Origin of the sequence: Longimicrobium sp. (assembly GCF_036387355.1) — a bacterium.
In the GTDB taxonomy this organism is placed as follows: Bacteria; Gemmatimonadota; Gemmatimonadetes; order Longimicrobiales; family Longimicrobiaceae; genus Longimicrobium.
The window spans coordinates 1-8554 of sequence record NZ_DASVTX010000572.1; the positions used below are offsets into that span (position 1 = coordinate 1).

8 protein-coding genes are annotated in these 8554 nt (G+C 71.2%); 4 read left to right on the forward strand and 4 right to left on the reverse strand.

Going from position 1 to position 8554, the window contains the following annotated elements:
- Positions 1 to 440 precede the first annotated feature (440 nt).
- The 4 genes from VF665_RS24985 (at position 441) to VF665_RS25000 (ending at position 5803) form a co-directional block, all read left to right on the forward strand.
- Positions 441 to 731, forward strand: a complete 291-nt coding sequence (locus VF665_RS24985; protein WP_331056216.1) for a hypothetical protein — start codon at positions 441 to 443, stop codon at positions 729 to 731.
- A 178-nt stretch (positions 732 to 909) separates the two neighbouring features.
- Complete coding sequence (gcvT, locus tag VF665_RS24990; RefSeq protein ID WP_331056217.1) at positions 910 to 2022, forward strand: glycine cleavage system aminomethyltransferase GcvT; 1113 nt, start codon at positions 910 to 912, stop codon at positions 2020 to 2022.
- 436 nt (positions 2023 to 2458) lie between these two features.
- Positions 2459 to 4069 (forward strand): sigma-54 dependent transcriptional regulator, encoded by a 1611-nt coding sequence (locus VF665_RS24995; protein WP_331056218.1) that lies wholly within the window; start codon positions 2459 to 2461, stop codon positions 4067 to 4069.
- A gap of 588 nt (positions 4070 to 4657) precedes the next feature.
- Positions 4658 to 5803 (forward strand): class I SAM-dependent RNA methyltransferase, encoded by a 1146-nt coding sequence (locus VF665_RS25000; protein WP_331056219.1) that lies wholly within the window; start codon positions 4658 to 4660, stop codon positions 5801 to 5803.
- Positions 5804 to 5983: 180 nt separating this feature from the next.
- Here the strand turns inward: VF665_RS25000 and VF665_RS25005 are convergent, their stop codons facing one another.
- The 4 genes from VF665_RS25005 to VF665_RS25020 form a co-directional block, all read right to left on the reverse strand.
- On the reverse strand, positions 5984 to 6268 hold the full coding sequence (locus VF665_RS25005; RefSeq protein WP_331056220.1) for a hypothetical protein: 285 nt from the start codon (positions 6266 to 6268) through the stop codon (positions 5984 to 5986).
- Between the two features lie 44 nt (positions 6269 to 6312).
- Entirely contained in the window at positions 6313 to 6891 is a 579-nt protein-coding gene (locus tag VF665_RS25010; RefSeq protein ID WP_331056221.1) for a DsbA family oxidoreductase, read from the reverse strand.
- 81 nt (positions 6892 to 6972) lie between these two features.
- Positions 6973 to 7674, reverse strand: a complete 702-nt coding sequence (locus VF665_RS25015) for a M15 family metallopeptidase (RefSeq protein ID WP_331056222.1) — start codon at positions 7672 to 7674, stop codon at positions 6973 to 6975.
- 13 nt (positions 7675 to 7687) lie between these two features.
- Positions 7688 to 8554 (reverse strand): MBL fold metallo-hydrolase (locus tag VF665_RS25020; protein WP_331056223.1); only part of this gene is annotated, 867 nt, incomplete at its 5' end.

The following is an 8554-nucleotide window of genomic DNA, read 5'->3' on the forward strand; positions in this document are numbered from 1 at the left end:
AGGCGGACCCCGTGAACCGGGGTCCGGTGCTGGTGCAGGTGCGCCTGGCCCGAACGGACTTTCCGCGCGCCATCGGCTACGAGGTGAACGACCACTGCCCGCCCGCGCCGCACTGACGCGGGGCGGAAGCATCGGTGCGTCCGCGAGCGCGGGCGTGCCTGTCCGCGTCAACGCATCGATGGCAAGGATACCGCTCGCGTGCGCCCTCGAGTCCGGCGTGGCGGAATCCGCTGCTCCGCTCCACGCGGCGAGATGATCGCGCTGGGGTGCCCGGCAGGTTTCTCGACACGCTCCGGAGAACGGAGAACCTGCCACACGGGTCCGGAGCAGTCGTGACTGGACGGTCATTCCGCTTGCGGGCGGCGGGAAATCAGGCAGATTGTATGTACCCGGCAACTCTGCACCGGGACCCTCTCCTGCTTGATCCCCCGCACCATCCGATGTCTCAGAAGCACCGCTACCTCGCCCGATTTCTGGCGGAGGAAGCCGCGCACCGCATGGTTGACCAGACCGGCAAGCACCACGTCATCTGGCGCACGGGCCAGGACTGGCGCGTGGTGCCGCTGCACAGCTTTGCGGACCACTGGCTGCGCGCCACGCAGCCGGCCAAGGCCGCCACCCGCATCCTGGCCACGCGCGAGCAGCGCGCGCGCCGCCGCCGTCCGCGGCTCCTGGCGCTCTTTCCGCAGCGCGACCGGGACCGCTTTCGCGAGGTGGCGCACACGCGCTGAATCGTTGGAGGCCGGATGTCACATCGGGGGAGCGGACGCCGGGCGTCCGCTCCCCCGATGCGTTCCTGTCCGGCGCCGTCCTGTCCAGCCGGGTCGCCCGACCCTCGCCCGTCCGGGGACACCATGCTAGATTGGCAGTCCCTGGATCTGGACCCCCGTACCTGCACCCCGACGGACGATGGCCGAGGCCACTCTTCTGCGCACTCCGCTGCACGGCGAGCATGCCGCGCTGAATGCCAAGCTGGTTCCCTTTGCGGGCTACGAGATGCCGGTGCAGTACCCCACCGGCATTACCGCCGAGCACCACGCCGTGCGCCGCGCGGCCGGGCTGTTCGACGTGTCGCACATGGGCGAGTTCGACGTGCGCGGCGAGCGGGCGCTGGACTTTGTGCAGTACGTGACCACCAACGACGCCAGCAGGCTGGAGGTGGGCCAGGCGCAGTACAGCACCTTGCTGAACCACGAGGGCAAGCTGCTGGACGACCTGATCGTGTACCGCTACGCCGACCGCTACATGCTGGTGGTGAACGGCGCCAACAAGGACAAGGACTGGCGCTGGGTGTCGCAGTTCGCCGGGCGGTTCGGCGTGGAGCTCACGGACCGCACGGACGACATCGCGCTGCTGGCGCTGCAGGGTCCGCGCGCGCAGGAGATCCTGTCGCGGCTCACGGGTGCTGACCTGGACGCCATCGGCTACTACCGCTTTGCCGAGGGCGAGGTGGATGGGGTGCACGCCACCATCAGCCGCACCGGCTACACGGGCGAGGACGGGTTCGAGCTGTACGTGAGCGCGGCCGATGCCCCGCGGCTGTGGCGCCGGCTGCTGGAGGTGGGCGGCGAAGACGGCCTGCTCCCCGCCGGGCTGGGGTGCCGTGACTCGCTGCGGCTGGAGATGGGCTACGCGCTGTACGGCAACGACCTGGACGAGGACACCTCGCCGCTGGAGGCCGGGCTGGGGTGGGTGGTCAAGCCCGACAAGGGCGACTTCGTGGGCCGCGACGCCGTTCTGGCGGTCAAGGCGGAGGGACCGCGGCGGCGCCTGGTGGGCTTCCGGGTGAAGGAGCGCGGCTTTCCGCGGCACGGCTATCCAGTGGCGGTGGATGGGGGTGAGGCCGGCGTGGTGACCAGCGGCACGGTGAGCCCCACGCTGGGGGACGGGATCGGGATGGCGTACGTGCCGGCCGCCGCGGCCAAGCCGGGAACGGAGATCGGCATCGTGATCCGCGGGACGCCCATCAAGGCCGAAGTCGTTCGCCCGCCGTTCCACACCGGCGGAACGGTCCGCAAGTAGCCGAGGCGGATCATCCCCGGGAGGAGGATCATTTCGCCCGGGTTCCTAAGCGGATGAATCCGCCGCTCGAAAAGCGGTAAGCCTCGACTCGTGGCCGCTGTCGCGCCCACGATCGAGGCTTCAACCGACCCGCGGACCGTCCCAGCGCAGGCGGCGCGCGCGAGCACCGCGGATGCAGTCCGCGGAGGCGGACTTGGTGCCGTTCCAGCGGCGAATTCATGGACAGGCGGACGCGCCGATGCAGGCCTCCCGCATGGATGCCGCCGATGCAGTCCGCGAAGGCGGACTTCGCGCCGTTGTTGCCGCGGTTTCAACCGCCCGTGCCAGGCGCGCCACGACCGGCCGTTCCGCACTTACGCACACAGCACTCACGCACTTCAAGCACTTCAAGCACTTCACGCACTCTCCCACCCGGTACCGAGCACTGTCCCCGATCGTGGCGGAAGCCGTTCTCATCACCACCGACGACCTGGAGCCCGCGGTTCGTCTGCGCGCCGCGTTTGAGGCGCAGCAGCTTCGCGTGGAGCTGCTGGCGCCCGGCGAAAGCCTGTCCGACGCCCTCGCCGAGCCGGTGCTGGTGGTGATCACCGGCGGGCTGCGCGAGCGCCGCGCCCGCGCACTCATTGCGTCCGCGCGCGAGCGGGGCCGGCTTCCCGTCATCGGGCTCACGGAGCCTACGGAGCCCACCGGCCGCGAGATCTGCCGCCAGCTGGGCCTGTCAGAGTGCTTTCCCAAGCCCATCGACGCGGACGAGATCGCGCTCGTGGGCAAGCGGCTGGTGCAGCGCGAGGAACTGCGCGAGATGACCGGCATCGTGGGCGACACCGAGGCGATGGAGGAGGTGCTGGAGCGCATCGTCCAGATCGCCCCCGTCAATTCGACCGTGCTGATCCTGGGGGAGAGCGGAACGGGCAAGGAACTGGTGGCCCGCGGCATTCACCTGCTGTCGCCGCGGCGCCACCGCCCGTTCATCGCGGTCAACGTGGCGGCCCTGCCGGACAACCTGTTGGAAAGCGAGCTGTTCGGGCACGAAAAGGGCTCGTTCACCGGCGCCACCGACCGGCGCAAGGGCTTTTTTGAGCTGGCGAACGGCGGCACCATCTTTCTGGACGAGCTCGGTGAAATGCCGCTGGGCACGCAGACCAAGCTGCTGCGCGTCTTGGAGGAGCGGGAGTTTCGCCGGGTGGGCGGCGAGGAAAGCATTCGCGTGGACGTGCGCGTGCTCGCGGCCACCAACCGCGACCTGCGCGACCAGGTGCAGCTGGGCCACTTTCGGCGGGACCTGTACCACCGCCTGAACGTGCTGCGGATCGACCTGCCGCCCCTGCGCTCGCGCCGCGAGGACATCCCCCGGCTGATCGACCGGTTCATCCAGCAGTTCAGCGTGGAGCACGACCGCTCGTTCGTGGGAATCGATCCGCAGGCGCTGCAGAGCCTGGTGGAGTACGACTGGCCGGGGAACGTGCGCGAGCTGCGCAACCTGGTGGAGAGCATGGTGGTGCTCGCGCCGGGCCGCGTCATCCGTCCGGAAGACATCCCCGCCGAGGTGCGCTACCGGCGCCGCGACTCGCTGCTCCCGGTGCCGGTTTCTCCGCCCCCGCCGCAGGTGGCTACCGGAGCCGCGCAGCTCAACGGTGGCGGAAACCATCTGCCCACCGTGCCGTCGCCGGAAATGGAGTTCATCCTGCGGACGCTCTTTGAGCTGCGGGTGGACATGGAGGATCTGCGGCGCGAGTTCGAGGTGTACCGCTCCCGCCAGCACGATGGCGGCGGGGTGCCGGCCGGCCCGTCGTACGGCGGGTACCAGCCGATTCCCATCGGCCTGCCGGTGGCGGTGGAAAGCGTGCCGCGCGAGCCGGAGCCCGCCCCGCGCGAGGAAGGCACCATCGTCTTTCGCCCGGGGATGACCATTACCGAGATGGAGCGCGAGGCGATCAACGCCGCGCTGCTGCACAGCCGCGGCAACCGCCGCCGCGCCGCGGAGATGCTGGGGATGGGCGAGCGGACACTGTACCGGAAGCTGAAGGAGTTCGGGATCGGGGAGTAACGGCAGGGAATAGGGAATAGGGAATAGGGAATAGGGGGACGGCGGGGCGGGGGAGAGGGCGGCGCGTCGGGCGCGGGGTCCCGAGCGGATAAATCCGCCGCTCCAAAAGCGGGAAGCCCCGACTCGCGGCGCTGACGCGTCCGCGATCGGGGCTTCAACCGCATCAGGCGGATGGCCCGTGCGTGCGGCACGCGACGGCGGCCGCGGATGCAGTCCGCGACGGCGGACTTTCGTCTTTCCAAGGCGCGGCTCAAACCGCCGGACGACGGAGCCGGCCAGATGCGCCGGTGTCCGCCCCCGCGCCGAACGGCTCCCCCTCGCCCGTTTGCGGGGAGGGGGCTGGCGGGGGATGGGGCGCTTCAGCATGCGCCATCCTCCGAACCGCCCCGAACTGCCGTTGCGGTCTGATGAAGGTCCGCAGGCAACCGCATCAACCCGTCGGGGCGCACTCGCCCCGGCGGTTCGCTTTTTGTGATCGTTCAAACCACAGGGACGCCGCCGCCTCACGCAGAAGCCCGCCGAGGCGCCGAAGCACCTATTCCCTATTCCCTATTCCCTATTCCCTATTCCCTATTCCCTATTTCCTAGATGTTCGATCTCTTCGCCATCACCGCCCCCGGCCTGGAGCCGCTCACCGCGGCCGAACTGCGGGCCCTGGGCATCGAGGGCGTCGTGGAGCCCGGCGGCGTGGCGTGGACCGGGCCCGCCGCGCAGATGCACGAGGCCAACCTGCGCCTGCGCACCGCCAGCCGCGTGGTGGTGCGCGCGGCACGGTTCCGCGCGCGGACGTTCTTCGAACTGGAGCGGCACGCGCGCAAGGTGCCGTGGGAGCGCTGGGTGGGGCGGGGCGGGCGCGTGCGGCTGCGCGTCACCAGCCGCAAGTCCAAGCTGTACCACGAGGGCGCCATCGCCCAGCGCCTGCTGGACGCCATCGGCCGCGCGGTGGGGCAGGTGGAAGGCGCCACGGTAGCGGATGACGAGAACGACGGCGCCGCGGACGCGCAGCTCTTCATCGTCCGCTTTGTGCGCGACGAGTGCGTGATCAGCGCCGACAGCTCGGGCGCGCTGCTGCACCTGCGCGGCTACCGGCAGGCGCTCGCCAAGGCGCCTCTGCGCGAAACGCTCGCCGCGGCCATGCTGCTCGGCGGGAAGTGGGATCCGCGCACGCCGCTCATCGACCCCATGTGCGGTTCGGGGACGATCGCCATCGAGGCGGCGCTTCTGGCCCGCAACATTGCGCCCGGCTTGGCGATGGCGGACCGCGAGCCGCGCCGCTACGCCTTTGCCGACTGGCCGGACTTCGACGCGCCCGGCTGGGCCGCCGCCGTGGAGCGCGCTCGCGCCGAAATCCTGGCCTCCGCCCCCGCACCCATCCTGGGCTCGGACCGCGACGCGGGCGCCATCCAGGCCTCCACCGCCAACGCGGAGCGCGCGGGCGTGTCGGCCGACGTTGCGTTCAGCGTGCGCCCGCTGTCCGCAATCGAGCCGCCGGACGGGCCGGGGCTCATCCTCTGCAATCCCCCGTACGGGGTGCGCGTGGGCGAACGCGACCCGCTGCGGAACCTGTACGCCGCCATGGGCCGCACCGTGCAGGAGCGCGCCCCCGGCTGGACACTCGGCCTGCTCTCCGCGGACAAGCAGCTGGAAGGCCACGTGGGCCTGCCCTTTCGCGAAGCCTTCCGCACCAGCAACGGCGGCATCCCCGTCCACCTGGTGCTCGCCCGGGCCGACTGAAAAGCAGGTCTCACACAGAGGCACAGAGACACGGAGAAGGAGTCGAAGAACGAGGTGGCGGGATGCCTGCGCCGTTCCTCTCCGCGTCATCCGCGTGATGATCGTCTGTTCTGGATACGCGAAAAGGCCGGCCCCCGCGCACGGGAGCCGGCCTTTTCGGCTCGAGGGATGAACCGCGGTTTACTCGCGCGGCGGATCGCCCGGCTGGTACGGAAGCTGGTTCATCAGGTGGCGCACCACGCCGTCGATCTTGGAGGTGCGCAGCCGGTCCGTGCGAATGGTGACAATGGCCGACGGGCCGTGGCGGTGCACTTCCACGTTCACCGTGCCCTCGCCGCCCGACCAGGTGCGGCTGTGATGCCCCTCGCCGCTGGCCGCCAGCTCGCCCCGCGTGGTCAGGATCTCGTCCGCCACCGCAAAGATCTCGCGGGTGGAAAGCACCGTGGTACGCTCGTAGTCCGACATCGCTCTCGTTTCCTGTGCAAAGGGGCGCACCGCGCCCCGCCAAATCACGATCCCAGGATCTCCGCCCGCAGCTCCGCGAACGGGCGCGCGCCCACGATCCACCGTGCCTCGTCCCCCGTTCCCGCCACCAGCGTGGGCGTCCCCGTCACTCCCGCGCCGACGGCCGCCTCGCGCTCGGCGTCGATGCGCGACGACGCGGTGTCCACGTCCAGCACCACCTTGGTTTCCGTCACGTCCAGCCCCAGCGACGCCGCCAGGTCCACCAGCACGTCGATGCGGCCGATGTCGCGCCCCTCCGCAAAGTACGCGCGGTAGAGCGCCTCGCGCATCTGCTCGCCCACACCCTTGTGCTCCGCGAAGCGCGCCGCCTCGTGCGCCTTGCGCGTGCGAACGGCCACGGCCGGCGCGGCGAGCGGCAGGCCGAGTTCGTCCGCCAGCGGGCGAAGCGCGTCCATCCACCCCGAGTCCGGCGCGGGGAGGGGCGCCGGCGCGGGATGCAGCTCGTAGGCGAGCCGCGTCACCTGCACCTCGCCCGCCGCCTCCATGCGCCGCACCGCCGCCTCCGTCACGTACGAAAACGGACAGGCGAAGTCGGCAAACACCACCAGCGGCACAGCGGCCATGCGCGCTCCACGCGGGGACAAACGCCGTTCAGGAGCGCGGGAATCTGCCCCGCCGCCCCGTGCCCCGCAAGCCCGCGCCGGTCACCCGCCGAAGCAGCGGAGCGGCGCGTCCAGCGGGGGGAAGTCGCCGGGCATGCGGAAGTGCCACCACTCCTTGTCGTAGTTCTGAAAGCCCTCCGCTTCCATCGCCTGCACCAGCCGGCGGCGGTTGGCGGCCACCGTGCCCATGGCGTTGGCCGTGTGCGCCGCCTCGCTGAAGGTGTCGTACGGCGTGCCCATGTCCACCTCGCGCCCGGTGCTCAGCTCCACCAGCGTGAGGTCCACCGTGGCGGCGCGGTTGTGGCCGCTCACGCCAGCCACGTAGCCCTGGTCCAGCACCCACTGGTTACCCGTCCGCTGCGCCCAGTTCACCATCGCCTGCGTGGCGCGGATGGGGCGGTACGCGTCGTACACCTTGAGCCCCACGCCGTCCACCCGCAGCCGGCGCTGCACGCGGCCCAGCGCCTCCGCCGCGTCCATCCGCAGCAGCGCCAGGGGCCGCTCGTAGCCGGGAAGAACGGCGCCGGTAAAGTTGTTGGCGGTCGCGTAGCGCACGTCCGTGCGAATGCTGCGGTCGCCGTGGCGCACGTCCACCAGCACCGTGCCCTCCGGCAGATCGCACTCGCGGTCCGCTCCGGCCGCCGTCCTCGGCGCCGCCGCCACGGGCGCGGAGCCGGGAGGCGCCGCCGCGGGACGCGCGGACACGGCCGGCGCACAGGCGGAAAGGACGGCTGCGGCCGCCACGCCCCTGATCCACTCAGAATTCATATCGGCCCCCGTCGTGGCCGAACTCCGTCGCGGGAAAGAGGGCCCGCGCGTCGTTCAGCAGTTCATCCGTCATCCCCGGCGGCAGGTGAACCAGCACCAGCCGCGCCGCCCCCGCGTCGCGCGCCACCTCCGCCGCCTGCTCGCGCGTGGTGTGCCCGCCCTGCTCCGTCCCCGTGGCCTCGTGCACCAGCACCGAGGCGCCGCGCGACAGTTCCGTAATGGGCGCGCACTTCGCCGTGTCGCACGAGTACGCGCACACGCCGCCGCCGCGCAGATCCTGCACGCGCAGCCCCACGACGGGGACGCCGTGCACGCCGGGCGCACACGTGATCCGCCACCGCTCGTTCCGCAGCACCTCCGCGCCGGCCTCGTACGGCACCTCGGTCCACCGGATCTCCGGGACGTCCCACGTGTCCGTGCGGAACGCCTCCCACACCCGGCGCGCCTGGTCGATCGCCGGGCGGATGCCGAAGACGGGGAGCGGATCGCGGCGGCCGCTGAGCCAGATCTTTTCGATGAACAGCGCGAAGCCCGAGACGTGGTCCGGGTGCTCGTGCGTTACGATCATCGCCTCGATGCCGTCCAGGTCCACCCCGGACGCCAGCAGCCGCTGCACCACGTCCCCGCCGCAGTCCACCACCACGGAACGCCCCTCGCTCTCAAAGGCCAGCATGGTGGTGGTCCGGTCCGGGCCGCTGAATCCCGCCCCGGTGCCCAGCAGGTGTACCGTCGCCATCCCCTCATCCCCTGAGAAGTCCACGTGACGCGCGGGGTTGATGATGCGCGGCGCGGCGCCGCCCGGCAAGCCGCCGCGGACGATCCGCCCGCGCTCCGGTGAAGGGAACGGGATCGTCCG